This window comes from Variovorax restrictus, assembly GCF_051216715.1.
Lineage (GTDB): Bacteria > Pseudomonadota > Gammaproteobacteria > Burkholderiales > Burkholderiaceae_C > Variovorax.
Genome location: NZ_JBPJZH010000001.1, coordinates 520,504 through 543,664, shown reverse-complemented (window position 1 = coordinate 543,664; position 23,161 = coordinate 520,504). Strand labels below are relative to the sequence as shown.

Below are 23,161 nucleotides of genomic sequence, written 5' to 3'. Positions count from 1 at the left end.
CCCGACGGCCTGTTGCCTTTCGCCTTACTACACTGCCGAATGCACCCTGTTTCACCACTGCCCGACGATTGCGGCCCGTCGACCGTCCGCTTCGTCAGCGGCGACGTGCCGCGCATCCGATGCGTGGGCGAGGTGGTGCGGGTCGGCACCGTCGACATTCCCAGCCTCCCTGCGCGGCTGACGGCCGATTGGCAGCGCGAGGTGGCGTCGGTCCTGGCCCTCGAACCCGGCGACGTCGAGCCGCTGCCCCTGCCGCGGGCGCGCCTGCGCTGGCCGGACTACCGGCGGTGCGTGGAAGCGATGGCCGACTGGACCCGCGCGCTCGGGTTGTCGGACGTGCTGGCGTCCAGCGAGGTGGCGCTGATGGCCTGCCGCGGCGCGGCGTACCACCACGACGCCGAGCACTACGGCGGCATGGCCTTCTGCAACCTCTTCCTCAGCGACGACCAGGGGCTGGATCTGCACTTCCCCCGCGCGGGCCTGCGCATTCCCCTGACGCGCGGCACGGCCGTGGTGTTCGACACGGGCCAGCCGCACGCCGTGTTCCGGCGCGACCGCGGCAGCTTCGATCCGGCGGATTTCTCGGACGGCGCCGATGGCACCGTGGCCTTCCTGAGTTGGGAGCTGCCGATCGAGGACGCGGACGTGGCGCGCGTGCTGGGCGTGGTCGTCGAGGACGCTACGCCGAGAGCCTGACTGTCAGAACTCCGCCCACTCCGCCGATTCGGCGCGCACTGGCTTCACGCCAACGGCGGGGGCTGTCTTGCTGCCTTGCCGTCCCAGCGATGCAGGGCGCTTCTTGGGCACCAAAGCGCGGCTGGCAACCGGCCGGCTGGAGGCGTTGCCGCTCAGGGCGCCCGCATCGCCGTCGTTCAGCTTGAAGGCCGCCACCACGCCGACCAAGCCGGACGCCTGGTCCTGCAGCGAGCCGGCGGCAGCAGCGGCCTCTTCGACCAGCGCGGCGTTCTGCTGCGTGACCTGGTCCATCTGCATGATCGCCTGGTTCACCTGCTCGATGCCGGTGGACTGCTCCTGGCTGGCGGCCGTGATCTCGCCCATGATGTCCGTGACGCGGCGCACGCTGCCGACCACCTGGTCCATGATCCGTCCCGCGTCGCCCACCAGTTCGGTGCCCACGCGCACCTTCCCCACCGAATCGTCGATCAGCCCCTTGATCTCCTTGGCGGCGGCGGCCGAGCGTTGCGCCAGACTTCGAACTTCCGACGCCACCACCGCGAAGCCGCGGCCTTGTTCGCCGGCACGCGCGGCTTCCACCGCGGCGTTGAGGGCGAGGATGTTGGTCTGGAAGGCGATGCCGTCGATCACGCCGATGATGTCGACCACCTTCTTGGACGATGCGTCGATCGAGTTCATCGTGTCGACCACCCGGCCGACCACTTCGCCGCCCTGTACGGCGACGTCCGATGCCGCGACGGCGAGCTGGTTGGCCTGACGCGCGTTGTCGGCGTTCTGCTTGACCGTCGAGGTCAGCTCTTCCATCGAGGCGGCGGTCTGCTCCAGCGCGCTCGCTTGCTGCTCGGTGCGCGACGACAGGTCCTGGTTGCCGCTGGCGATCTCGCGGGACGCCGTCAACATCGTGTCCGTGCCCGTTCGGACGTCGCCGACGATGCGCACGAGGTTGCCCTGCATGGCCGCCAGGGCCGCGATCAATGGTGCGAATTCATCGCGAACCTCGTTCACGACAGGCACCGTCAGATCACCGGCGCTCACCCGTTCGGCGACGACAGACGCCGCCCCGACACGACGGCGCACCAGGTCGGCGATGTGGAAGAACAGCCCCGCCAAGGCGACCGTGATCGCCAGGATGATCGCCAGCAGCGCGGAGCGCGTGCTCGTGGCCGCCTGTTGGACCTGGTCGAGTTCCGCGGTCAGCAGCGTGCCCTGACGGTCCTTCTCGGTCTTCAGCCATGCGAGCACTTTGTTGCGCGCCGGGATCGTCTTCTCCACCAGGAAGTCGAAGGCCTCGTCCTTGCGCCCGGCTTCGATGAGCTTGATGTTGACCTCTCCAATCGCCCAGAACTCGCTGGCGAGCTTCTTGAAGTCTTCATCGAAGGCTTTTCGCGCTGCCGGGCTCACACTGTCCCTCCCATACAGTGCGCTGTTCTCCTCGATGATCTTGCGCTTCTCCGCGATGTCCGCCAGCGTGATGCGCAGGTCTTCCGGCGTCCGCACCAGGATGGCATGGCGGATCTGCAACGAGACGCGCGTCACGCTGAGTTCCGTCAACGCGATGCGTTGGAGCTGCGGAACGCGAATCGCGCCCGTGCGATCCGCCGTGGCATTGACATCGCTGAGCCGAACCCAGGAGACCACCCCCAGGGCGCCCAGCGCCGCAACGACCACGAAAAGAGCGACATACAGGCGCTTGGCAATGCCAAAACCATCGAATAGCTTCATAGAGACACCCAGAATGAGAGTTGTTAAATCGGGTGGATCTACAGCCGTCCACTCGGTTGCCGGCCTTCGCAAGATCGCGTCGCCGTCATGTCTGAAATGATATTTCAGAAATGATTAAAGTGATACTTTGATTGTCGGGGCTGCGTGAACTTGTGCGGCTTTCTGCCACTGCTGATTGGCCTGCTGCGGCGCACTGACGGCAGACGGCAACAAGCGCCCGCGGCGCCCACGACGCTTCGAATCCGGCAAAACCGATTGCTAACGCAGCGTTGTGCTCAGTCGAGCTCGGTCAGCACGCCTGGCGTGGTTTCACTGAAGTCGTTGGCCGGCAGCAGCACATCGAAGCGCGCGCCGCCGTCTTTCGCATTGCCGGCGCTGATCGTGCCGCGGTGTGCGTCCAGGATCTTCCGGCAGATCGCCAGGCCCAGCCCGGTCCCGCCGGAACCGTCCTTGGTTTTGCTCGACTGCACGAAGGCGTCGAAGATGTCCTCGAACTCATCGGGCGGGATGCCGGGGCCGTGGTCGCGAAACCAGATGTGGAGACTCCCGTCCGAGGCGGTTCGGGCTCCCACGTCGATCGATTCGCCGACCGGCGAGAAGCGGATCGCGTTCGCCAGGATGTTGCGCACGACCTGCTGGAAACGGAACGGGTCGACCTTCGCCGAGAGCGCCGTCTTCGGCAGCTGCATGTCGACCGTCAGGTGTTTCGCGCCGAACAGCGGACCCAGCTCGTGCACGACCGTGCGCAGCAGCGGCCGCAGATCGGTCCGCTCGAGGTGGATGGTGCCGACGGCACTGTCGATCTTGGAAACGTCGAGCAGGTCGTTGACCAGCGCCAGCATGCGCTGGCCCGACGACAGAATGTCCGAGAACATGCCCGCGACCATCGGGTCGTTGCGCACCCGGCCGGCCCCCAGCTCGGAGAAGCCGATGATCGACTGCAGCGGCGTGCGCAGTTCGTGGCTGATGTTGGCGATGAACTCGCTCTTGGCGCGTGACGCCTCTTCGGCGACCTCCCGGGCCTCCTGCGTCGTGCGGGAGGCGTTCCGCAGTTCCGTGACATCCATGAAGGTGGTCAGGATGCCCTGCGCCTTGCCGTCGCGCCCCATCACCAGCACCTTGTTGATGAGCAGGTCGCGCTTGTCGCCGTTGGGGTGCGTATGGAAGGCTTCATACTGAAGCTGGCCGCCGTTGCTTTGCAAGCTTCGGTCGCAGGCTTCGTGCAGCCGCGCCTCGGACTCCGGGACGAAGTTCTCACCTCGCCGGCCCAGAACCTCCGCCTTGCCCCGCTGCGCGAATTCCAGCCAGGCGCGGTTCACGTCGAGGTAGCGGCCCGACATGTCGCGCATCGACATCGGCAGGGGACTCATGTCCCGCAGCAGCGCCATGAACGCCACCTGTTCGGCGAGCTGCGCCTCCGCCTCCTCGCGCGCCGTGATGTCGACAGCGCTACCGGCGAAACCGGTTGCCTGCTGGCCGTCGTGCAGCGGCACAAGCGCGACGTCCACGCGCCGAGGGTGGTCCGTTCCCGCCCAGAAAGTCAGCGTCGCGGCGCGTGCACCACGGGCGGCGTCGCGCTCGAGCATCGCGTGGACGACCGACCGTTCATCCGGCGCCACGAGCTCGACAAGGGGCGTGCCGAGGATCGACTCCTGGGATTCGCCCGTCGCCGCCATCCAGTGCGCGTTGACGAAAGTCAGCCTGCCTCGTGCATCGGTCCTGAAGAGCAGTTCCTGGACGCTGCGGACGATGACGTTGAGCTCCTGCTCGCTGCGAGCGATCTTCAGCTGCATGGCATCGACACGCTGGCCGGCTTCCTCGCGGGCCTTCAGGCTGCGCGATGCGGTGATCGTCAGCCCCACGAGGGTGAGCGTGGCGAGCACGATGACCAGCATCCGGAAGCGCGCCTCGACGAACCACTCCGTCGTGACCGCCTGCAAGGGCCGCTCCACCAGCACGACCAGGGGCCGCGAACTCGAGACGCGGAACGCCCCGGTCTGGGTCTCCGGGTCGATGCCCGCCGCCTGGTAGTTGGCATGCTCGATGCGCGGGAGGAATGTCCGGAACACCGGATGCTCCCGCAGCAACGTGCCCGGGGCGCCGGCACCCGTGTCGCCATACAGGCGGCCGTCGTACCGAACCAGGGCGGCGCGGCTGCCCGGGTCGGTGATCGTGAGCCGCATCTGCCGCACCAGGCCTTCGGGATGGATCAGCGCGAGGACGAGGAGGTCGCCCGACGGCGGTCGGGCGCGCCGCATCAGCGGGATGACGCCGACGGAGGCCGGCGACGTCGAAGGGGCGGCACCGGTCGCCAGCGCGGCCAGCCCGCGTCCGGGCAGGTAGGGGCCCAAGGCGTCGCTCCCCTCGCTCGGCAGCAGGCCGAGCCGACCCAGGTCGATGCGCCGCCCCACGTCGTCGGCGCTGCTGGCGGCGACCACCCGTCCGTTCATGTCGACGACCGCGATGTCGCGCAACAGCGGAAGACTCAGGACCAGCTGCCGGAGGTTGGCGGAGACGGCCGCGCTCGTGGTGTTCTGACTGCTCAGCTCGCTCGCGACGCTGGCCAGCGAGATCGCCGCGGTGTCGATGCTGCGCGTCACATGGTCTTCGAGGACGCGCGCATACAGCGTATTGCGCTTCTGCTGTTCGTCGATGGCGGCGGCGCGATCCCTGACGAGCAGCGCCACCGAGATCCCGGCCATCACGACGACCAGGGACAGGCCGATCAGGCGGACGATGCGACTCGCCGGCCACGGCAGGGCGTCTTGCGGAGCCTTCATGGCGTTCAGCGGACGACGATGGCCGACAAGCCGTTGCGACGGGCAGCGGCATCGAGCCGGCCGTCGCTGCGGATGCGCTCGACGAATTTGTCCATGGTCTGCAACCACGCGTCGTCCCCAGGAAGGACTGCATAGGCGTAGGGCAGAACGTGGAAGGGTTGGGGGGGGCCCACCAGCTCGGCCCAATCCGCGTTGTCCAGCAGCCGCCGGCTGTAGGGGTAGTCGCTCATGAACACATCGATGCGGCCGGACTCGAGCTCACGTTCACGCGTGGTCGGCGGCGCCACCACGACGAGCCGTGCCTGCTTGAGTGCTTCGGCCATGACCGGCTCCATGAAGGTCCCCGCCTGAACGCCGACCTGAACCCCCGGCTGGTCGATGTCTTCCCACCGTCGAACGACGCGGTTGCCCTTGGTCGTGACGCCGTAGATGTCGCTGCGGAGATAGGGCCGCGTGAAGCGAAGCTGCGCGAGGCGTTGCGGCAGCACACCGACAGCGAACATGGCGACGTCGCAGCTGCCGGTGCTCAGGTCGCGGACCAGTGTCGCGAACGACGAGTCGACGTACGTGAGCCGCACGCGCAGGTCTTGCGCGAGTTGCGCCGACAGCTCGATGTCGATGCCGCTGAGCGACTGGTCGCGCGGGTTGCGGTACGTCACGCCGTAGTAGTCGGGCCAGATGCACACGCGCACGGTGCCCGAGCGCGCCACGCGGTCGGCCACGGGCCCGGCCTGCACGGGGGCCGGCAGCAGCCCTGCGCCCCCGATGAGGAGCGCCGCCGCCAGCACCAGATGCCTGCCCCACCTCATGCGAGGCTCCAGGGATGGTCGGTCGTGTGGACGAGGTCGCCGAAGCTGACGCGGCTTTCGGTCACGCGGTCGCGCAGCGCCAGGAACGGCGCCCAGCGGTCGAGCAGCGCGTCGACCACCCGGGGGTCGAAAGACGTGCCGCGCTCGGCGATCAGCATGCGCCGGACCTCGTCGGCGGCGAAGGCCGGCCGGTAGCACCGCGCCATCGACAGCGCGTCGAAGTAGTCCACCACCGCGACGATGCGCCCGGCCAGCGGAATGGCCGTGCCGGCCAGACCTTTGGGATAACCACCGCCATCGAAGCGCTCGTGGTGGGACAGTGCGATCTCCGCGGCCAACTGGAACAGCGGCACGCGCGATCGGCCGAGGATCTCCGCGCCGATCTCCGGGTGCCGGTTCATCACGTCGCGCTCTTCCGGCGTGAAGCCGCCCGGCTTCTTCAGCACGGCATCCGGGATGCCGATCTTGCCGATGTCGTGCATCGGCGCCGCCTTGCGCAGCAGGGTCGACCAGGTCCGGCTCTGGCCCAGCGCCAGCGCCAGGGCCTCGGCCAGCACCCCGATGCGCACGATGTGCACGCCGGTGTCGTCGTCCTTGTACTCGGCAGCCAGCGCCAGCTTGTAGAGCGCGTCCTGGTGCGCCGCGACGACTTCGCGCAGGGCCTCGTTGCGCTCCTGGTACATCTTGCCGAGGTCGGTGAGCAACGTTTCCATTTGCGCCGAAGCGTCGTCGTCGAAGCGCTTACCGCTGTCGCGCGCGGAGGGGGTCATGCCGACACCCCCAGCTGCTCGAGCGTCTTCACCAGCTCCAGCGGGCTGAAGGGCTTGACCAGGTAGGCCTGGGCGCCGGCCTCGAGGCCCGCGATGCGGTCTTCGGCCCGCCCCTTCGCGGAGATCATCACGATGGCGGTTCCCGACATCGTGGGGTCCGAGGTCAAGGTCTGGCACAGGCTCAGGCCGCTGGTGGCGCCCGGCATCATCACATCGGTGATGACGACGTCGGGCCGCAACGCACGCGCCATCGCCAGGCCCGTCTCGCCGTCACACGCTTCCGCCACGTTGGCGCCATGGCCGGCGAACTCCAGCGTCATGCGGATGAGCCGGCGGATGTCGGAGTGGTCGTCGACGATGAGGATGCTGTTCATGACGAGTCCGAAGAGGGTTTTGTGGTGAATGACATGGAGGTATCGGCAGAACTGAAATAAACTGAAGGCATCAAATTTGCCGATTCCCTGAATTGGGGTCGGAAGTCACGCAACCATGAACAAAGCACCGGATTCCACTGACACGGACTACAGCACGCGTGACGTCGCGGCCCTGCTGGGCCTCGCCGTGCGCTCGGTGCAACTGATGGTCGACCGTGGCGAGTTGCAGGCCTGGAAGACGCCCGGCGGCCACCGCCGAATCGATCGGGCCTCGGTCGACGCCTTTCTGCAAGGCCGCCAGGGGCTGGCGAGCAAGCGGCAAAGTGCTGCCGGCACGGCGCCGGATGCAACGGCCAGGGACGGCAAGGCCAAGGTCCTGCTCATCGAGGACTCGAAGCACTACCAGAAGCTCGCGTCGATGCTGCTGCGAAACGAGTTCCCCGCCCTGGAACTCTTCGTCGCAGACGATGGCTTCTCGGGCCTGGCCATGGCCGGGCAGTTGCAGCCGGCGCTGCTGATCGTGGACATCCTGCTGCCCGGCATGGACGGCGCGACGCTGATCGCGAGCCTGCGCTCCCACCCGCAGTTCGCGGAGAGCCGCCTGATCGTGCTGACCTCGCTCGACGAGACCGATCGGGCGCCCTACATGTTCGCGCTGGAAGGCGTCCCCATCGTGCACAAGCCACGCATGGTGACGGACCTTCCCCGCTGTATTCACGAGGTGCTGGCGCTGCGAAGCGCCGTCGCTGCATGAAGGCACCGCGCCGCGTCCTGCTGCTGGAGGACGACCCCTCCATCTGCCGCTTCGTCGACATGGCGCTCACCGGGCTGCCCATCGAACTCGTCGAGGCGATGTCCATTGCCCAGGCGCGGGAGCAGCTCGCGCAGCACGAATTCGACCTCTTCATCTCCGACCTGATGCTGCCCGACGGCAATGCGATGGAGATGTTCCGCACGCTGCGCGCCGATCGGCAGGGCAGCACGATGCGCATCGTGGTCTTCAGTGCCGGTGTGTCCGCCGCGGCGCGCGAACTCGCTGCCGAACTGGGCGTTTTCCGGGTGCTGGACAAGCCGGTGCCCTACCGCGAGCTGGTCGCCTGCGTCGAGCAGGCCCTCGGGACGGCCGAGCCGTTGCCTGTCGAGCCGGCGGTGGCGCTGGCGCACAGCCTGCCTGCGACGCAGCGACAGCGCGCCATCGACGACCATTTCGGCGGGCAGGCCGCGCTGTTCGACGAGTTCTTCGCCAGCTGCCTGGCGCAGCTCCCGGCCGACATCGAAGCCGGGGACGGGGCCTGCGCGGCGCACGACACCGGCACGCTGCGTCGGGTGGCGCACAACCTCAAGTCGGTCCTGCAACTCATCGGCAGCGCAGAAGGGCATGCAATGGCACGCGAGCTGGAACACGCGGCCGCCCAGGGCCAGCCCTTTCAGGCGCTGGCCACCGACTGGGGTCGCCTTCGCGCGCATGTGACATCGCTCTGTCTGGCCGACTGACGAACGGTGCGGGGTCCGCATGGGGAGAGACCTCTTCTTCGACTGCCCGGGTGCTGGCGCATCAGGCCCTGCAGTTCATTTCCTCGTTCATGCGCAGCATCTTTCGCGACAGGCGCATGGCTTCCTCGCGAGCGCGCGGTTCGCCACGTTGCATGCGCAGGAACTGCTCCGCATAGGCATCGGTCAAAGCGGCCCACTGCTCGAAGGGCGCGTCCACCACCAGCGGGCGGCCTGCCGGCGCCAGCACCGGCAGGCGCGCGGCCGATGCATGAGCCCCGGCATCGGAGGCGGCCGTGGCGAGTGGCTGGGTCAGCCGCGCCAGCAGCCGGAGCACGGTCGCCGCGGAGCGACGCTTGACCGCTGCGCGCTCGAGTGCCTGCCAGGCAGAGGCGGTGAAGCCGGGGGTCGCAACGGTGGGTGAGGTGGTCGTCATGGTCATCTTCGGGGCGACCTCGTGCAAGATGGCGTCGGTCGATGTGCCAAATGATATCAACGAAGTGATAGAAATGAAACCCATGGATGCATTTCGGCAGCAAGGAGTGACGCATTGCACGGGTGGCAGGCGCCTTTCTGCGTTCGCCGGCCTCCTGATCGCTTCCGTCACCCTCGCGCACGCCGCGAGCGGACCGGCCGACGACGCGCTGCGGCTCGCCGGCGGCTACGGCTGTCTGGCCTGCCACGGCATGGTGCGCAAGCAGGTCGGCCCCGGCTTCGCGCAGATCGCAGCGCGCTACCAGGGCGACGCCAGCGCGCCGGCGCGGCTGGCGGGCAAGATCCGCGAAGGCGGCGTGGGCGCCTGGGGCCGCGTGATCATGCCGCGCCAGCCGAAGATGACGGTGGCGGAATCAGAGACGCTGGCGCGCTGGGTGCTCGCGCAGCCGCCCCAGCCCTGACACCGGCGCGCGAACGCCGTCAACGCCGCCGATACACCTGACCGAGTGCCGTCGCCAGGGCCATCGACACCCGACGCCGCGCCAGCGTCAGCGGCGACAGCGAGGCGAGCGGGCCGCGCGCGAAGCGATAGAAGGCCTGGCTCGCGACCGACGGCGGCCGCCCGCGCAGCGCACCGCGAAAGTGGTGGCCCTGCCAGGGTTTGGCCGCACCCACCGCATGCGACAGGTGCCGCCCGCCGGGGGCGAAGTCCATCGCCTCGGGACCCTGCGTGCGCAGCGGCGCCTCGCCCAGCATGAGCGCGAAGTTGAGCGCGTCTTCGTCGGTCGAATGGAAGAGGTGGTCGGGCGTGCCCCGCTTGCGTTCGCGCAGCGCGCCGTCGGCCTGCGCGGCGATCAGCTCGCAGATGCGCTGCCAGGCTGCGAGCAGCTCGACGTGCACGCGCGGCACGCCGACGAAGCCGCTGTTGTAGTAGCGCTCCAGTGCGCGGCGCGGGGTTTCGCCGTGCGCAGCGAAGAAGCGGCACCAGCGTTCGCGCCGTGGATGGTCGGACGGCAGGGCGCCGTCGATGTCTTCGACCAGCGCGACCGCGCCATCGGCGAACCAGGCCTCAATCTCCGTCCAGGCGCATTTCACGACCAGGTCGGGGTCGAGGTAGACCACCGCGTCGGCGGTCGGCTCATGCACCTGCAGCAGTGCGCGCATGAAGGCCGGCTTCTCGTAGTTGAGGCTGCGCGGCGGGTCGAGCGCCACGGCCTGCAGCACCACCTGCGGCGTGACCTGCAACCGCCCCGCGGCGCGGTCGAAGCCCGCATGCCGCGTCAGCCAGGCCGGCAGCGGCCCGCGGTGGCCGACCCACACGGTGCCCCGGTAGCCCGCGGCGACCAGCGAGTTGACGAGCGCCGCCACGCCATGGTGGTAGTGGGCTTCGAAGAGCGTGCAGACCGCGGTTCTCGTCATGGTGACGATGATGGGGCATCGACCGGGCCGCCTTCGGACGCCGACGGCCGGACTTGAGGCTGTGGGCCGTTTTGCCACGCAACAATCGTTAACTTCTTGGCACTAAGGCGATCTCAGTGCACAGATGCGCCGGGAGCGTTGACATTGCACAGACAGTCGTCACCTCGCGCCTCGACAATCTGAGCATGACCCGACGCCTCCTCTCTCTGTGTTTTCTGCTGGCGCTCGCCGCCTGCGCGCAGCGAGAGGTGCCACCGCCGTCGCCCATCGACGCGACGCTGCGCGTGCCGACCCTCGAATTCCATGCGCCGCCGGTCGACGCCGTCGTCACGAACGTGCGCTACACGCTCGACCGTCAGTTCGGGCCGTTGGTCAACTTCTACCTGCAGGACGAAGTGGCCGCCTTCGGGCGCGGCGAAGAGACGGCCGTCGGCGAACTCTTCGGCACGGTCGCCGTCACGGCCGAGGAAGCGCGACGCGTCTATGCCAAGGACCCGGCCGCGGGCGACCGCCGGCTGCTCGGGCGCCAGGTCCTGCTCAGCGGCAGCGTGCTGGGCATGAATAAGGACGACGACCAGGTGCCCTATGTGGTGCTGCGCGACGGCGTGCTGCTGGGGACGAAGGCGCGCCTGGCGCGCGACAGCGCAGCCGTGGCCACGACGATCACCAAGGACGACGACGTGGCCTTCGTCTGCACCGGGCGAGGCCTTGTCGCCCGCACGCCGCTGTTCGACGATTGCCGCCCGGCTGCGGCCGTGGCGCAACGCCAGACCGAAAGGCTGGCGAGCGAGTTCGCCCGCTTCGCACGCGGCCAGTCGGTGTCGTCCGAAGCCGCCGAACTGGCCGTCCGTTTCGAAAGCCTGGCCCGCGCCGTCGACGACCGGGTCGATTGCTCGACCGGCTGCGAACGGCGCGTGGACTATCGTCGCGCCGCCGAAGCGGGCACGCTGGCCGCCATCGTCAAGTCGATGCGCGCCGGTGGCCTGCGCATCGACGCGAAGGCCGAGCGCGCACTGACGCAGTCGACGCTGACCGCCGCTGCGCCGAATCGCTGAGGCCTCACTCAGCCCGTCAGGGCGTCGCCTCGAACCACGCGCGCGGCGAGCGCCCCTCGCATGGCCGACGTCGCTTCGGCGCGCGGTGCCTTCGCAGCCCGGCTTGCCGGGCCGCTTATCGCCGTGGCGTTCGCCGCCCCAGGGCTGACAGCAGCAACACGACGCCACCCGCGCCGAGCGTGAGCAGGCCCCACCAGGCGATTGGGCCGACGCTCGCGCCCCACGCGGCGATGCAGCACCCCAGCGAAATGCCCAGCAACACGCACCCCAGCGCCTGCAGCGCCCGGCGGCGCATCGGCGGCACCGCGGCGCGGCCCACCATCTGTTCATGGTGACGGTCCATGGCGCCGGCGAGCGCGGCCATGCCGACGAACGCGCAAGTCAGGGAAAGCAGCACTGCCGTCGATGGGCTCATGGATTCATCCCCCGCGCTGGAAGAACGCCCAGCAGACGCCCAGCACCAGGCCCGCGCCGACCAGCCCCGCGGCCACCCGCACGCCGCGAACACTGAAGACCCAGATCGCCACCGCCGTGTAGACCACAAAGCCCAGCAGCGTGGCGATGAGCACGCCATCGGCGCGCGACGCCGTGGTGAGCCGCGGCAGCGCCAGGGCCAGCACCACCGCCGCGAGCGCGGCCAGGCCATAGCCCCCGACGCTCGCGGCCAGCACGCGGGCCAGCACGTTCCAGCGATGGCGCATGGCGTCGCGCAGTTGGCCCGCGTTCTGCGGGGGGCCGCGGCGTGGCTCGGCGGGTGCCGCGCGCCATCCGACGTGTACTCGCCAGGCCGCCAACGCGAGCAGCATGCCGAAGACCAGCGTCACCCCTTCGACACCGGCACCCTGCCAGTCGCCCAGCGCCAGGTAGCGGCCCAGGTGCTGGCCCGTGGTGGCGGCATTGAGGGCCGGCAGCGCCAGGCACAGCACGGCGGCCAGCGCGAGCTGCTCGACCCAGGCCCGCGCGGGCGGCCGCAGCAACGCGTGCACCAGCGTCAGGCCCCACACTGCGAGGAAGGCCCGGATCTCCCATGCCTCACGACCGGCCAGCTCCGGCGCGATGCTGCGGTTTGCGTAGAGATAGGCAATGCAGGCGATGCAGGCGCCCGCCACGGCGCTGGCATTGAGCGCTTCCACCACGCGGTAGACCCGGGCCGTCGCGGCACCGAATTCCATCTCGCTCTTCTTGCGACGCTTGACCATGAAGAGCACGGTGCCCATCGCCATCATGGCGGTGCCCAGCAGGCCGCTCACGAAGTAGAGCCACTTCATGGGCCAGCCCCCGAAGCGCACCAGGTGCAGGGTCGTGATGGCGCCGTGGATCTGTTCGCTCGAGAAGCGCGCCGGCGGCGTGGGGCTCTGTACGCGCAGCACCGCCCCTGTCGTGCCGTAGAAGGTGACGACGCCGATCGGGTTCAGAAGGGTGGCGTTCGGCGACGGCGCGCCGCCGTCGTCGCCGCGGCCGAACACGCGCACGACCATGTGCCGGTCGCCGGGCTGGTCGACGACGATGCGGCCCGCGGGCCGGCCCGTGAGCGACTGCGCGGTCTGCAGCAGCGGTGCGAGCGGGTGCAGAGCGGCCGAGACGCCCGCGCGCGGCCGTGCCGGTGGTGCGGCTTCCGGCGCCAGCTCGGCCTGGAAGCGTGCATGGGCCTTGTCATCGGTGCCGTAGGCCGCCTGCAGCGGCGCGGGCAGGTAGCTCGTGTAGAAAAACGCCACGCCGGTGTAGACGATCATGAACAGGAAAGGCAGCGTCAGCACGGCCGTGGCGTTGTGCGCATCGAGCCACGAGCGCTGGCCCTTGCCCCAGCGCAGCGTGAAGAAGTCCTTGAAGATGCGCCGGTGCACCACCACGCCGGAGACCAGCGCCACCAGCATGCACATCGAGAGCCAGCCGACCAGCCAGTAGCCCGGCAGACCGCCGTGCAGCGTGTAGTGAAACGACATGAAATGCCGGCCGCCTTCGGTCTTGCGGCCCCAGGGCTCGGGCAGCCGCTCGCCGGTGCCCGGATGCAGGGCGGCGCGGTGGTTGTCGCGGCCCGCGCGCCACGCCAGCTCGACGGCTTCGTCCGCACGCGATGGCAGGTCGATGCGCCAGAACCGCGCGCCCGGCGCTACCGCGGCCAGGTGCGCCGCGGCGTGTTCCGCCGCCGCGCCGCTGTCGCCGGCGTCGGCGCCATCGGCTCGGGCGTGCGCGGCCGTGGCAAGGGAGGGCTTGGCGGCCATCCAGTGCGTGATCGGCTCGCGGAACACACTGAGCGTTCCGGTCAGGAAGATCGCGCACAGCACCCAGCCCGCCGTCAGGCCGGCCCAGGTGTGCAGCCACGCCATCGATTGGCGAAAGCCGGTCTTCATCGGCGCGCGCTCAGAACGTGCCGCGCAGGGTCAGCATCAGGTTGCGCGGGTCACCGTAGTAGTTGCCGTTGACCAGCGTCGTCGACGAGGTGTAGTAGGTCTTGTCGAAGACGTTGTTGAGGTTGAGCGCCGCCGACCAGTGGCGGTTGATCTGGTACTTGGCATAGGCGTTCCAGACCGCGCGGCCCGGCATGTCGAGCCGCACCGCGCCAACCTGGCGGTAGCTGTCGCTCTGCGCGCTCACCCCACCTCCGAGCGTGATGGCGCTCAGCGCGCCGGGTAGCTGGTAGGTGCTCCACACGCGCAGCATGTGCTTGGGCGTGTAGGTGCTGAAGCTCTGCCCTTCGCTGGCCACGTCCTTCACGTACTTGGTGCTGGTGAAGGTGTAGCCGGCGAAGACGTTCCAGCGTCGCGCCAGCTCGCCGCTGACCTCGGCGTCCAGGCCCTGGCTGCGGACTTCACCCGAGTCGATGTAGCAGTAGTAATCGCTGCGGCAGGTCGGGCCCGAGCTGAAGTCTTCCTGAGCGCGGTGCTTCTGGTCGATGCGAAAAAGCGCCACCGAGGTGTTGACCCGGCCCTCGGCCAATTCGCCCTTGAGCCCCAGCTCGTAGTTGGTGCCGACCATCGGTCGCAGCAGGTCGCCTGCGGCGTTCTGCTCGGTCTGCGGCTTGAAGATGTCCGCGTAGCTGGCATAGGCCGACCACTGCGGGCCGAGCGCGTACACCAGCCCGGCATACGGATTGACCTTGGCGTTCTCGCGGCTGTCCGAGAGCGAGGTCGAAGGCGCGGCGCCCGTGGTGTCGGTCGCCCAGCGCGTGCGGAACCAGCTCACGCGGGCGCCAACGATGAGCTTGAGCGGATCGGTCAGCTGCAGGCGCAGCGCGTTGTAGATGCCGTATTGTTCGGCCTTGCCGTCGCGGTCTTCTCGCAGCGCGGCGTAGATCTCCTGGTCCGACGGCTCGCGCAGCGCCGCCGGGTCGTAGCTGCCGATGTTGAAGATGTTGAAGTTCGTCCGCACGCCATAGGTGGTGTCGTTGGTGGTCCGGCTGTAGCTCAGCCCGCTCACCAGTTCGTGGCGCCGGCCCAGCGCGTCGAACTTGCCGTTGACCTGCGCATCGATGCCGTAGGCCTCGATGTCCGCGATCGAGCGCGCAACGACGTTGGCGGTCTGCATCAGCCGCGGGTTCACGGCGCGGTTGACACCGGCGTACTTCAGGTTGTGGTCTTCCGCCACATGCACCGCCGTGACCTTCAGGTTCCAGTCGTCGTTGAACGCATGCGACAGGTCGGCGTACAGGCCGCGGTTGGTGCTGTCCTGCCGGCTCCAGGCGGAGCCGAAGTAGGTCGAGCGCGGCAGGCGCAGGTCGGCACCCGTCGTGTAGCGCGGCAGGCCGTTCATGAAGGGACGGCCCTTCGTTTCTTCCGAGCTGGCGCCGATGCTCACGCGTGTCGTGGGAGAGATGTCGTATTCCAGCGTGCCGTAGAAAGTGGCGTTGCGGCGGTTCACGTCGTCGATGAACGAATGCTGGTCCTCGTAGTCGACCAGCGCCCGACCGCGCAGCGTGCCCTCGGCGTTGAGCGCGCCGCTGGCATCGACCTGGGCGCCGTAGCGGTCCCACGAGCCCGCGCGCATTTCCACCGTCGTGGCGCCGCCCGGGATCGGGCGCTTGCGCACCAGGTTCACGGCGCCGCCGGGGTTCCCTTCGCCCTGCAGCAGGCCCGCCGCACCGCGCAGCACCTCGGCGCGGTCGTAAATGGCCATGCCCGCACCGAAGTTGCTGGCCCGGCCGTACATGCCGCGGTTCAGCGCCACACCGTCGAGCTGGATCGTCGTCAGGTCGAAGCCGCGCGAGTAGATGTACTTGCCGCCCTGCGGGCTCTGGGCGACCGTGACGCCGGTGGTGCTGGCCAGGGTGTCGTAGATGTTGGTGAGGTTCTGCTCGTCCAGCAGCTGCCGCGTGACGACGCTGATCGATTGCGGGATGTCCTTGAGCGACTGCTCGCCCTTGCCGACGGTGACCGCCCGCGTGGTGTACGCGCCGGTGCGCTCGGTGGTGGCGCCGCGTTCGGCGTCGGCCGTGACCGTGACCTCGGCCAGGTTCTGGCGCGAGCTCGGCCCTGCAGCGGGGGGCAGGCGCTCGATGGTCACCAGGTTGCCCTCGAAGCGCCCGAACAGCCCGCTGCCGGCCAGCAGCCGGTCGAGCGCCTGGCGCGGACTCAGCGTGCCGCTCACGGCCGGCGCGGTGCGGCCGGCCACGGCGTCCTGCTGCACCGCCAGCTGCAGGCGTGTCTGCCTCGCCCAGTCGTTGAGCGCCTGGGCCAGCGGCTGTGACGCGATGCGCAGGGACATCGACGTGCCGGCGACGTCGGTCTGCGCGTGGGTGAACGCGGGGGCGAAGGCAAGGGCCAGCGCCAGGGCGACAGGTGCCCGTCGCGTCAGAAGGCGGTTCATTCGGAGTTCTCCAGGTAGAAAAAGAGGTGCTACCTGGGAAGACGCACGCCGCGCCGCCAACCCTGTATCGATTGAGAATTAATCGCGTTTATTTTTGCGGCGCGCGGCCGGTGCGGCCCGTCAGGGCACCACCACCGCGGTGCCGGTGCCGGTGTCGACCAGCCGCACCGGCAGGGCCCGCGCCAGCGCTAGCCGGAGCGTGGCCGGGTTCAGCGGGTCGAAGGTGCCGGTCAGCCGCAGCGCCGCCACCTGCGGATCGCGCACCACCAGGCCCGTGGGACCGTAGCGCGCCAGCTCGGCCAGGGCGTGGTCCAGCCGCGCATCGACGAAGCTCACGCGCTGCGCCCGCCACGGCGCGATGCCATCGGCCGGCACCGCGCCCACCGGCCCCAGCGCCCCGGCCGCGTCGCCCGCGACCTGCTCGCCGGCCGTCAGGAACAAGGCGCTGCCAGGCGCCGGCTCGCCGCCGTCCGGCCCGGCCCGCGCCACCCGCACCTTGCCCTCTTCGACCGCCACGCTCACCCCGTCGTGGCCGGGCTGGCCCGGCGTGTGCCGCACCGAGAAGCGCGTGCCCACGACGGTCACGCGCAGCGGCCCGGCCCGCACGTCGAAGGGCCGCGCGGCATCGGGCTGGACGCTGAAGACCGCCTGCCCGTCGATCAGCCGCACCTCGCGGCGGTCGCGAAAGTAGGCGACCTCCACACGCGTGGCGGTGTCCAGGCGCAGCCGGGTGCCATCGGGCAGCTCGACGTCCTTCTGCTGCCCCCGGGCGGTGGACAGCGACTCGACCTGCAGCGGCTGTGCGTCGAGCTGGCGCCAGGCGACCACGCCGACGCCACCCATCGCGGCAGCGCTGCCCAGCGCGAGCACCGGCTGCAGGAAGCGGCGCCGGTCGGGCATCGGCGGCGCCAGCGCCGCGCGGTCGCGCGCCACCGTGCGGCGCAACCCGGCCACCAGGTCGTGCGGCATCGCGTCGAACGACTGCCATTGCGTGGCGCATCGGGCGTACGCCGCGGGATGGTCGGGGTGCTGTGCCAGCCAGCGTTGAAAGTCCGCCTCGTCGACCGGTCGCCAGGCGGCATCGCGACGGCGCACGAACCACCCCAGCGCTTCGCGGCGCTGACGGACGGCGTGTTCCGACGGGGAGGCTGGGGCGGACATGGGATCTCTCAGGAATGTAGACGCGGGCGCGGTGCCGCACCCTGTAGGGACACGGCCGGGTCGGCGGCGACGGTCATTTCGGGGCGCGGCGCCGGGGCGGGCGCAACGGGTGCGCGCCGCGCGGCGCCTGGTCGAAGTCTTCCAGGCCGGCCCAGCATGCTTCGAGCGCAATCTGGATCTGCATCTCGACCGTCTTGGTGGCAATGCCCATGCGCGTGGCGGCTTCGGCGTGCGTCAGGCCATCGAACTTGACCAGCATGAAGGCTTCGCGGCAGCGCGGTGGCAGCGTGTCGACGATGGCCGCGATGGCCTCGAAGCGCTGCCGCGACGCGAAGGCCGCATCGGGCTCCAGGGCCGACGCCCCGGCTTGTTCATCCACGTCGAACAGGCCCGCCTGCGCCTCATCGGCGGCCGACACGCCGCGCGCCTCGGCCCGACGGTGTTCGTCGGTGATCAGGTTGCGGGCGACCTTGTAGAGCAGCGCACGGGCGTCGCGCACCTCGGTGCCGGCCCGCGCCGCGGTGTACACGCGTGCATAGCTTTCCTGCGCCAGGTCGGCCGCCAGCTCACGGTCACGCACCGTGCGCGCAAGGAAGTTCAGCAGTTCGCGGTAATAGCGTTCGAACACGGGCAGCCACGGCCGGAAAAAAGTCGAAGTCCTGGAGGACAGGTTGGCTTCGACATGCGTGGCTCACCCGGGAACGGCGCCGTGCATGGCGCCGAGCCGCGATTATCGGTCAGGCCTCGGCGAGCGGGGCAGGTAGCGATGGTGGCGCGCCCACGGCAGCGCCACACCACGGCTGTGCACATGGAGCTCGGGGTAGAGGGTCGCTACATGGTGGCGCTCGCGCATGGTGAGATCGTCCACGCGCGCGGTGGCGGCTCGTCCCGGCTGCTGGACCTTCGCCAGCTTTCGACCAGCGAGCGGCTGCACCACGAAGCGTCCTGCATCACCGTCTCGACCATCGCCGCGCCGCCGACGCGAACATGCTGGCCGCCATCGTCAAGTCGATGCGCGCCGGTCGCTTGCGCATCGACGCGAAGGCCGAGCAGGCAATAACGCAGTCGACGCTGACCGCCGCTGCGCCGAATCGCTGAGGTACTTAGCGACGCGCCCAGATCGCGCCGAGCACGAAGCCAACGCCGGCTGCTGCTGCCAGCGTGCCGAGCGGATTGCTCACCGCCGACTCACGCACCTGGTTGAGCACCTCGCCATAGCTCTGCTGGGCGCGCCCGGCGGCTTGACGGGCCTTGCCTTCCAGCTGCGTGCCGGTATCGCCGGTAGCAGCGCCGAATGCGTCCTGCATGCGGCCGGCGACGTTCTGCATGGTTCCTTCTGCTTTTTCGAACATGGTCATTCCTTTGGGTTCTGTCTGCCGAGGGCACGATTGCCATGGCCTTCGCATCCGTAGCGAATGCGTCCCATCGTAGGGAGGCGTTTACTCCGAAAGCACATTCGGAGGCTTCAGCGGGCGTAGGGCATTTGCCCCAGGCGCTGTGGTTCGCCGCCGAGCGCTCGTCGGCCGACTCCCCAATATCGTGCATCTCTGCAGGCACGCCGCTTGCTTAGGTCGTAGAACTACCGATTGTCGATTGTTCGACAATCGCTACGATCCGCCCACCCATGACCGACACATCGCCCATCCTCCAGATCCAGGCCCTGCACAAGCGCTTCGGCGATCACGCCGTGCTGCGCGGCATCGACCTCGACGTTCAGCCGGGCGACCGCATCGCCATCATCGGGTCGAGCGGCTCGGGCAAGAGCACGCTGCTGCGCTGCCTCAACTTCATGGAAATGCCGTCGGCCGGCCGCGTCGTGCTCAAGGGCCGCGCCGTCGGCACGCCGGTGGGCGCGGGTGGCGAAGTGCGCTACGGCCAAGCCGAGTTGAGCGAGGTGCGGAAGCACGTCGGCATGGTGTTCCAGCAGTTCAACCTGTTCCCGCACATGACGGTGCTGCAGAACGTGATGGAGGGGCTGGTCACCGTGAAGCGTGTGTCGGCCAGCGACGCACGTGAGCGCGCACTGCTTGAATTGACCAAGGTGGGCCTCGCCGAGAAAGCCGGCGCCTACCCCGGCCACCTGTCCGGCGGGCAGCAGCAACGGGTCGCGATTGCTCGCGCGCTGGCCATGGAGCCGGAGGTGCTGCTGTTCGACGAGCCCACGTCGTCGCTCGACCCGGAGCTGGTCGGCGAAGTGCTGTCGACCATCCTGGCGCTCGCCAAGGAAGGCCGAACCATGCTGCTGGTGACGCACGAACTGGGCTTTGCGTACCACTTCGCCACCAAGGTCGTCTTCCTCGCGGACGGCCAGCTGCACGAAACCGGCACGCCCGACGAGGTGCTGAAGCACCCCAAGCAGGAACGCACGCAGCGCTTTCTCGAGCGCTTCACCGCCTTCCATTTCTGAACGAACCGACCTCGAATCACCATGTCCGCCGACAGCACCCTCTCGAAAACCAGTTCCCAGGCCTACACCCCCGACGACCGCAACGACGGCGTGCTCGTCTACGTCAACGGCAACTTCGTGCCGCGCCACCAGGCGACGGTGTCGGTGTTCGACGCCGGCTATGTCTGCGGCGACGGCGTGTGGGAAGGCGTGCGGCTGGTCGACGGGCGCATCGTGTCGTTCGACGCGCACATCGACCGCCTGTGGGAAGGTGCCAAGTCGATCTCGCTCGACATCGGCATGAACAAGGACCAGATCAAGAAGGTCGTGACCGACACCTTCCTGCGCAACGGCATGCGCGACGGCGCCCACGCGCGGCTGATGGTCACGCGCGGCGTGAAGAAGACGCCCAACCAGGACCCGCGCTTCATCATCGGCAGCGCCACCATCGTGTGCGTGGCCGAGCACAAGGTCGTCACGCCCGAGGCCAAGCAGAAGGGGCTGAAGCTCTTCACCTCGACCTTCCGCTGCAGCGGGCCCGACGTGTTCGACCTGCGGCTCAATTCGCACAGCCGGCTCAACTTCATCCAGGCGCTGATCCAGGCGATTCAGGCCGGCGCCGACGAGGCGCTGATGCTCGACCCGCACGGCTTCGTCGCCAGCTGCAACTCGACCAACTTCTTCATCGTGCGCAACGGCGCGCTGTGGACGTCGTCGGGCCGCTACTGCTTCAACGGCATCACCCGCGCCACCATCGCGCGCCTTGCACGCGAGGCGGGCATCCCGGTGTTCGAAGGCGACTTCACGCTGGCCGAGGTGTACGCCGCCGACGAGGCCTTCGTCACCGGCACGCTGGCCGGCATCACGCCGGTGCAGGCGGTCGATGGCCGCGCGATGGCGCCCGGCGGCCCGGTCACGCAGCGGCTCGACGCGCTCTACCGCGCCTACATCGCGAGCGCCACCGAAGCGCACGGCACGCTGCCGGCCGCCAACTGATTTCCTTTCACCCCACGTCCTTCAACCTGCCACCGGAAACACCATGAACGCCAACACCTCGTTCCTGCGCCGTGCCCTCACCGTCACGCTCGCCACCGCCCTGTCGCTCGGCAGCCTTGCCGCATCGGCACAGACCCTGCAGAAGATCAAGTCGGCTGGCGAGCTGCGCATCGGCGTCGCACCCGGCGACCCGTGGTACTTCCGCGATCCGGCCGCCGACAAATGGACCGGCTTGGGCGTGCTGCTGGGCGAACAGGTCGCCAAGGAGATGGGCGTGAAGATGACGCGGGTCGAGACCACCTGGGGCAACAGCGTGGCCGCGCTGCAGTCCGGCCAGATCGACGCGATGTTCGTGCTCGACGCCACCGAGGAGCGCAAGAAGGCGCTCGACTTCCCGGCCAACCCGCTGCTCTGGTACGCGCAAGGCGTGCTGACGAAAGACGGCCTGGCCGCCAAGAACTGGGCCGACCTCGACAAGCCCGAAGTGCGCATCGGCGTGGCGCTGGGCACCGCCACCGACCGCGACCTGACCGTGCGCCTGCCCAAGGCCAAGATCGAGCGCTTCACCAACACCGACGAGACCGTGGCCGCCTTCATGTCGGGCCGCGTCGACGCCATCGGCTTCTATCACCCGGCCCTGGTCATCGCGTACTCGAAGATCCGCAAGGGCAAGGTGGTGGTGCCGCAACCGGTCGTCGCGCTGCCGACCAGCGTGGGCATCCGCCGCGAAGCCGACACCGCCTTCCGCGACCAGCTCAACACCATCATCGGCAAGCTCTACACGTCGGGCCAGACGCAGGCGCTGTACGCGCAGTACCTCAAGACCAAGAACATCGACGCCGCCACCGTGCCCGGCGTGATGAAGGAAACGCTGGGCCAGTAAGCCGGCACACAGCGGCAGCGATATGAACTACGAGTGGGACTTCAGCGGCGTCTGGGCGCACCGCGACATGCTGCTGACCGGCTTCGTCGGCACGATGAAGATCGCGGCCGTCGCCATCGCGGTGGGCGTATTGGTCGGCATCGTGCTCGCGGTGATGCGGCTGTCGGGCAAGCGCTGGCTCGCGCTGCCCGCGCTGTGGTTCATCGAGTTCTATCGCAACACGCCGCCGCTGGTGCATTTCTTCTGGGCCTTCTACGCCCTGCCAGTGCTCATCGGCGTGAGCCTCGACCCGTACGTGGCGGCCGTCATCGCGTTGTCGACGCAGTCGGGCGCCTTCTTCGCCGAGGTGTTCCGCGGGGGCGTGGTGTCGGTCGAGCGCGGCCAGTGGGAAGGCGCCCGCGCCATCGGCATGCAGCCGCACCAGGCGCTGCGCCGCGTGGTGCTGCCGCAGGCCATGGCGCGCATGGTGCCGCCCTTCATCGAACGGTCTTTCGAGCTCATCAAGACCACCGCGCTGGCATCGACGCTGGCCTATTCCGATCTGCTCTACCAGGCGATGCAGGTCAATTCCATCACCTTCCGCCCGCTCGAGGTCTACACCGTGGTCGCGGCCATCTTCTTCTGCACGCTGCTGGTGCTGAGCATCGGCGCCCGCGCGCTCGAACACCGGCTGGGCGTGTCGACCCGCCCGCAGGGAGCCTGAGGCCATGGACTTCACCTGGGACTTCACCGTCATCCTGCAGAACTGGCCCGTGCTGCTGCGCGGCGTGGGCGTCACGGCCGGCCTGTGGGCGGTGGCCTTCCCGGCTGCCATGCTCGTCGGCGTGCTGATCGCGCTGGGCGCGCGCTCCGGCAACCGCTGGCTCGGCGCGGCGGCGCGCGGCTACATGGAGCTGTTCCGCAACATCCCCATCCTCATCCAGCTGGTGTGGTTCTTCTATGCGTTCCCCATCGTCACCGGCATCCAGCTGAGCCCGTACGTCGCGGCGCTGCTGGCGCTCACGCTCAACGCGTCGGCGTACTGCTCGGAGATCTTCCGCGGCGGCATCGCGTCGCTGCCCAAGGGCCAGTGGGAAGGCGCGCTCGCCATCGGCATGCAGCGCACGCAGGTGCTGCGCCGCGTGGTGCTGCCGCAGGTGCTCAAGCGCATGCTGCCGGCCTTTACCAACCGCGGTATCGAGCTGGCGAAGAACACATCCGTCGCCTCGGTGATTGCCGTGCACGAGCTGATGTACCAGGGCCGCGCGCTCAGCGCCGTGTCGTACCGTCCGCTGGAAATGCTCACCGCCGTGGCCGTGATTTACTTCGTGCTCATCTACCCCGGCGCCTGGGCCGCGGGCCGGCTCGAAAAGCGGCTTGCACTGCGCAGCAACTGAACTCG

General features: G+C 69.0%; 23 protein-coding genes. 10 read left to right on the top strand and 13 right to left on the bottom strand.

Annotated elements, in window-relative coordinates; translation table 11 throughout:
• Positions 1-39 precede the first annotated feature (39 nt).
• Positions 40-696, top strand: a complete 657-nt coding sequence (locus tag ACSFA0_RS02570) for a hypothetical protein (RefSeq protein WP_435448674.1) — start codon at positions 40-42, stop codon at positions 694-696.
• A 3-nt stretch (positions 697-699) separates the two neighbouring features.
• On the opposite strand, the gene ACSFA0_RS02565 is transcribed toward ACSFA0_RS02570, so the two are convergent.
• From ACSFA0_RS02565 to ACSFA0_RS02545, 5 genes are all read right to left on the bottom strand, one after another.
• Positions 700-2,418: a methyl-accepting chemotaxis protein gene (locus ACSFA0_RS02565; RefSeq protein WP_435448673.1), complete on the bottom strand. Its 1,719-nt coding sequence runs from the start codon at positions 2,416-2,418 to the stop codon at positions 700-702.
• Between the two features lie 275 nt (positions 2,419-2,693).
• Positions 2,694-5,198: an ATP-binding protein gene (locus tag ACSFA0_RS02560; protein ID WP_435448672.1), complete on the bottom strand. Its 2,505-nt coding sequence runs from the start codon at positions 5,196-5,198 to the stop codon at positions 2,694-2,696.
• 5 nt (positions 5,199-5,203) lie between these two features.
• Positions 5,204-6,007: an ABC transporter substrate-binding protein gene (locus ACSFA0_RS02555; RefSeq protein WP_435448671.1), complete on the bottom strand. Its 804-nt coding sequence runs from the start codon at positions 6,005-6,007 to the stop codon at positions 5,204-5,206.
• Positions 6,004-6,777, bottom strand: a complete 774-nt coding sequence (locus ACSFA0_RS02550; protein WP_435448670.1) for an HD-GYP domain-containing protein — start codon at positions 6,775-6,777, stop codon at positions 6,004-6,006. Before ACSFA0_RS02550 ends, ACSFA0_RS02555 begins: the two co-directional genes overlap by 4 nt.
• Complete coding sequence (locus tag ACSFA0_RS02545; protein WP_435448669.1) at positions 6,774-7,151, bottom strand: response regulator transcription factor; 378 nt, start codon at positions 7,149-7,151, stop codon at positions 6,774-6,776. The genes ACSFA0_RS02550 and ACSFA0_RS02545 overlap by 4 nt, the downstream gene beginning before the upstream one ends.
• Positions 7,152-7,266: 115 nt before the next feature.
• On the opposite strand from ACSFA0_RS02545, the gene ACSFA0_RS02540 reads away from it, so the two are divergent.
• On the top strand, positions 7,267-7,905 hold the full coding sequence (locus ACSFA0_RS02540; protein WP_435448668.1) for a response regulator: 639 nt from the start codon (positions 7,267-7,269) through the stop codon (positions 7,903-7,905).
• A complete protein-coding gene (locus ACSFA0_RS02535) occupies positions 7,902-8,645 on the top strand; it encodes a response regulator (protein WP_435448667.1) in 744 nt (247 codons plus the stop codon). The genes ACSFA0_RS02540 and ACSFA0_RS02535 overlap by 4 nt, the downstream gene beginning before the upstream one ends.
• A 61-nt stretch (positions 8,646-8,706) precedes the next feature.
• Here ACSFA0_RS02535 and ACSFA0_RS02530 read toward each other — a convergent pair whose 3' ends face one another.
• Entirely contained in the window at positions 8,707-9,078 is a 372-nt protein-coding gene (locus ACSFA0_RS02530) for a hypothetical protein (protein ID WP_435448666.1), read from the bottom strand.
• On the opposite strand from ACSFA0_RS02530, the gene ACSFA0_RS02525 reads away from it, so the two are divergent.
• Entirely contained in the window at positions 9,077-9,538 is a 462-nt protein-coding gene (locus tag ACSFA0_RS02525; RefSeq protein WP_435448665.1) for a c-type cytochrome, read from the top strand. The genes ACSFA0_RS02530 and ACSFA0_RS02525 overlap by 2 nt on opposite strands.
• A gap of 19 nt (positions 9,539-9,557) precedes the next feature.
• On the opposite strand, the gene ACSFA0_RS02520 is transcribed toward ACSFA0_RS02525, so the two are convergent.
• Positions 9,558-10,496 carry a hypothetical protein gene (locus ACSFA0_RS02520; RefSeq protein ID WP_435448664.1) on the bottom strand — a complete coding sequence of 313 codons (939 nt, stop codon included), beginning with the start codon at positions 10,494-10,496 and terminating at the stop codon, positions 9,558-9,560.
• A gap of 185 nt (positions 10,497-10,681) precedes the next feature.
• Between ACSFA0_RS02520 and ACSFA0_RS02515 the strand changes: the two genes are divergently transcribed.
• Complete coding sequence (locus ACSFA0_RS02515; protein WP_435448663.1) at positions 10,682-11,551, top strand: hypothetical protein; 870 nt, start codon at positions 10,682-10,684, stop codon at positions 11,549-11,551.
• 115 nt (positions 11,552-11,666) lie between these two features.
• Here ACSFA0_RS02515 and ACSFA0_RS02510 read toward each other — a convergent pair whose 3' ends face one another.
• From ACSFA0_RS02510 to ACSFA0_RS02485, 6 genes are all read right to left on the bottom strand, one after another.
• Complete coding sequence (locus tag ACSFA0_RS02510) at positions 11,667-11,966, bottom strand: DUF3325 domain-containing protein (RefSeq protein WP_435448662.1); 300 nt, start codon at positions 11,964-11,966, stop codon at positions 11,667-11,669.
• A 4-nt stretch (positions 11,967-11,970) separates the two neighbouring features.
• On the bottom strand, positions 11,971-13,902 hold the full coding sequence (locus ACSFA0_RS02505) for a PepSY-associated TM helix domain-containing protein (protein WP_435448661.1): 1,932 nt from the start codon (positions 13,900-13,902) through the stop codon (positions 11,971-11,973).
• A gap of 10 nt (positions 13,903-13,912) precedes the next feature.
• Complete coding sequence (locus ACSFA0_RS02500) at positions 13,913-16,354, bottom strand: TonB-dependent siderophore receptor (protein WP_435448660.1); 2,442 nt, start codon at positions 16,352-16,354, stop codon at positions 13,913-13,915.
• Positions 16,355-16,474: 120 nt separating this feature from the next.
• Positions 16,475-17,515, bottom strand: coding sequence for a FecR family protein (locus ACSFA0_RS02495; protein WP_435448659.1), 1,041 nt, complete (start codon positions 17,513-17,515; stop codon positions 16,475-16,477).
• 73 nt (positions 17,516-17,588) lie between these two features.
• Positions 17,589-18,143, bottom strand: a complete 555-nt coding sequence (locus ACSFA0_RS02490; protein WP_435448658.1) for an RNA polymerase sigma factor — start codon at positions 18,141-18,143, stop codon at positions 17,589-17,591.
• 475 nt (positions 18,144-18,618) lie between these two features.
• Positions 18,619-18,873, bottom strand: a complete 255-nt coding sequence (locus ACSFA0_RS02485) for a CsbD family protein (protein WP_435448657.1) — start codon at positions 18,871-18,873, stop codon at positions 18,619-18,621.
• 266 nt (positions 18,874-19,139) lie between these two features.
• On the opposite strand from ACSFA0_RS02485, the gene ACSFA0_RS02480 reads away from it, so the two are divergent.
• Genes ACSFA0_RS02480 through ACSFA0_RS02460 form a run of 5 tightly spaced genes read left to right on the top strand, consistent with a single transcriptional unit; the run spans position 19,140 to position 23,156 of the window.
• Positions 19,140-19,922 (top strand): amino acid ABC transporter ATP-binding protein, encoded by a 783-nt coding sequence (locus ACSFA0_RS02480; RefSeq protein ID WP_435448656.1) that lies wholly within the window; start codon positions 19,140-19,142, stop codon positions 19,920-19,922.
• Positions 19,923-19,943: 21 nt separating this feature from the next.
• Positions 19,944-20,897: an aminotransferase class IV gene (locus tag ACSFA0_RS02475; protein ID WP_435448655.1), complete on the top strand. Its 954-nt coding sequence runs from the start codon at positions 19,944-19,946 to the stop codon at positions 20,895-20,897.
• A 43-nt stretch (positions 20,898-20,940) separates the two neighbouring features.
• On the top strand, positions 20,941-21,780 hold the full coding sequence (locus tag ACSFA0_RS02470; protein ID WP_435448654.1) for a transporter substrate-binding domain-containing protein: 840 nt from the start codon (positions 20,941-20,943) through the stop codon (positions 21,778-21,780).
• Between the two features lie 22 nt (positions 21,781-21,802).
• Positions 21,803-22,483: an amino acid ABC transporter permease gene (locus tag ACSFA0_RS02465; RefSeq protein ID WP_435448653.1), complete on the top strand. Its 681-nt coding sequence runs from the start codon at positions 21,803-21,805 to the stop codon at positions 22,481-22,483.
• Positions 22,484-22,487: 4 nt separating this feature from the next.
• Positions 22,488-23,156: an amino acid ABC transporter permease gene (locus tag ACSFA0_RS02460; RefSeq protein ID WP_435448652.1), complete on the top strand. Its 669-nt coding sequence runs from the start codon at positions 22,488-22,490 to the stop codon at positions 23,154-23,156.
• The last annotated feature ends 5 nt before the right edge of the window (positions 23,157-23,161 follow it).

Bases quoted from the DNA above. Each gene is read 5' to 3' on its own strand.
- ACSFA0_RS02570 (WP_435448674.1), top strand. From the start codon at position 40: ATGCACCCTGTTTCACCACTGCCCGACGATTGCGGCCCGTCGACCGTC.
- ACSFA0_RS02565 (WP_435448673.1), bottom strand. From the start codon at position 2,418: ATGAAGCTATTCGATGGTTTTGGCATTGCCAAGCGCCTGTATGTCGCT.
- ACSFA0_RS02560 (WP_435448672.1), bottom strand. From the start codon at position 5,198: ATGAAGGCTCCGCAAGACGCCCTGCCGTGGCCGGCGAGTCGCATCGTC.
- ACSFA0_RS02555 (WP_435448671.1), bottom strand. From the start codon at position 6,007: ATGAGGTGGGGCAGGCATCTGGTGCTGGCGGCGGCGCTCCTCATCGGG.
- ACSFA0_RS02550 (WP_435448670.1), bottom strand. From the start codon at position 6,777: ATGACCCCCTCCGCGCGCGACAGCGGTAAGCGCTTCGACGACGACGCT.
- ACSFA0_RS02545 (WP_435448669.1), bottom strand. From the start codon at position 7,151: ATGAACAGCATCCTCATCGTCGACGACCACTCCGACATCCGCCGGCTC.
- ACSFA0_RS02540 (WP_435448668.1), top strand. From the start codon at position 7,267: ATGAACAAAGCACCGGATTCCACTGACACGGACTACAGCACGCGTGAC.
- ACSFA0_RS02535 (WP_435448667.1), top strand. From the start codon at position 7,902: ATGAAGGCACCGCGCCGCGTCCTGCTGCTGGAGGACGACCCCTCCATC.
- ACSFA0_RS02525 (WP_435448665.1), top strand. From the start codon at position 9,077: ATGGTCATCTTCGGGGCGACCTCGTGCAAGATGGCGTCGGTCGATGTG.
- ACSFA0_RS02530 (WP_435448666.1), bottom strand. From the start codon at position 9,078: ATGACGACCACCTCACCCACCGTTGCGACCCCCGGCTTCACCGCCTCT.
- ACSFA0_RS02520 (WP_435448664.1), bottom strand. From the start codon at position 10,496: ATGACGAGAACCGCGGTCTGCACGCTCTTCGAAGCCCACTACCACCAT.
- ACSFA0_RS02515 (WP_435448663.1), top strand. From the start codon at position 10,682: ATGACCCGACGCCTCCTCTCTCTGTGTTTTCTGCTGGCGCTCGCCGCC.
- ACSFA0_RS02510 (WP_435448662.1), bottom strand. From the start codon at position 11,966: ATGAGCCCATCGACGGCAGTGCTGCTTTCCCTGACTTGCGCGTTCGTC.
- ACSFA0_RS02505 (WP_435448661.1), bottom strand. From the start codon at position 13,902: ATGAAGACCGGCTTTCGCCAATCGATGGCGTGGCTGCACACCTGGGCC.
- ACSFA0_RS02500 (WP_435448660.1), bottom strand. From the start codon at position 16,354: ATGAACCGCCTTCTGACGCGACGGGCACCTGTCGCCCTGGCGCTGGCC.
- ACSFA0_RS02495 (WP_435448659.1), bottom strand. From the start codon at position 17,515: ATGTCCGCCCCAGCCTCCCCGTCGGAACACGCCGTCCGTCAGCGCCGC.
- ACSFA0_RS02485 (WP_435448657.1), bottom strand. From the start codon at position 18,873: ATGACCATGTTCGAAAAAGCAGAAGGAACCATGCAGAACGTCGCCGGC.
- ACSFA0_RS02480 (WP_435448656.1), top strand. From the start codon at position 19,140: ATGACCGACACATCGCCCATCCTCCAGATCCAGGCCCTGCACAAGCGC.
- ACSFA0_RS02475 (WP_435448655.1), top strand. From the start codon at position 19,944: ATGTCCGCCGACAGCACCCTCTCGAAAACCAGTTCCCAGGCCTACACC.
- ACSFA0_RS02470 (WP_435448654.1), top strand. From the start codon at position 20,941: ATGAACGCCAACACCTCGTTCCTGCGCCGTGCCCTCACCGTCACGCTC.
- ACSFA0_RS02465 (WP_435448653.1), top strand. From the start codon at position 21,803: ATGAACTACGAGTGGGACTTCAGCGGCGTCTGGGCGCACCGCGACATG.
- ACSFA0_RS02460 (WP_435448652.1), top strand. From the start codon at position 22,488: ATGGACTTCACCTGGGACTTCACCGTCATCCTGCAGAACTGGCCCGTG.